Source organism: Paenibacillus sinopodophylli (genome assembly GCF_005930355.1).
Taxonomy (GTDB): domain Bacteria; phylum Bacillota; class Bacilli; order Paenibacillales; family Paenibacillaceae; genus Pristimantibacillus; species Pristimantibacillus sinopodophylli.
Map to the genome: position 1 here is coordinate 1 of NZ_VDBO01000047.1, position 1,033 is coordinate 1,033.

The 1,033-nt window shown below is 53.9% G+C and carries 1 rRNA gene; it reads left to right on the top strand.

Annotated elements, in window-relative coordinates:
- A 23S ribosomal RNA gene (locus FGT79_RS30590) occupies window positions 1–1,020 on the top strand; the annotation flags it as partial.
- Window positions 1,021–1,033: the final 13 nt, after the last annotated feature.

The following is a 1,033-nucleotide window of genomic DNA, read 5'->3' on the forward strand; positions in this document are numbered from 1 at the left end:
CCGAAGCTGTGAACCGAAGCCCCAGTAAACGGCGGCCGTAACTATAACGGTCCTAAGGTAGCGAAATTCCTTGTCAGGTAAATTCTGACCCGCACGAATGGCGTAACGACTTGGGCGCTGTCTCAACGAGAGATCCGGTGAAATTTTAATACCTGTGAAGATGCAGGTTACCCGCGACAAGACGGAAAGACCCCATGGAGCTTTACTGTAACTTGATATTGAACTTTGGTACGATCTGTACAGGATAGGTGGGAGCCTGAGAGCCATGAGCGCCAGCTTGTGAGGAGGCAACGTTGGGATACCACCCTGATCGTATCGGAGTTCTAACCTAGAACCGTGAAACCGGTTCGGGGACCGTGTCAGGTGGACAGTTTGACTGGGGCGGTCGCCTCCTAAAATGTAACGGAGGCGCCCAAAGGTTCCCTCAGAATGGTTGGAAATCATTCGAAGAGTGCAAAGGCATAAGGGAGCTTGACTGCGAGACCAACAAGTCGAGCAGGGACGAAAGTCGGGCTTAGTGATCCGGTGGTACCGAATGGAAGGGCCATCGCTCAACGGATAAAAGCTACCCTGGGGATAACAGGCTTATCTCCCCCAAGAGTCCACATCGACGGGGAGGTTTGGCACCTCGATGTCGGCTCATCGCATCCTGGGGCTGAAGTAGGTCCCAAGGGTTGGGCTGTTCGCCCATTAAAGCGGTACGCGAGCTGGGTTCAGAACGTCGTGAGACAGTTCGGTCCCTATCTGTCGCGGGCGCAGGAAATTTGAGAGGAGCTGTCCTTAGTACGAGAGGACCGGGATGGACGTACCGCTGGTGTACCAGTTGTTCCGCCAGGAGCACCGCTGGGTAGCCAAGTACGGACGGGATAAGCGCTGAAAGCATCTAAGCGTGAAGCCCCCCTCAAGATGAGATTTCCCAGTATGTAAGACCCCTTGAAGACGACGAGGTTGATAGGTTCGGGGTGGAAGCACAGCAATGTGTGTAGCTGACGAATACTAATCGGTCGAGGGCTTATCCTAAACACGTTTACCG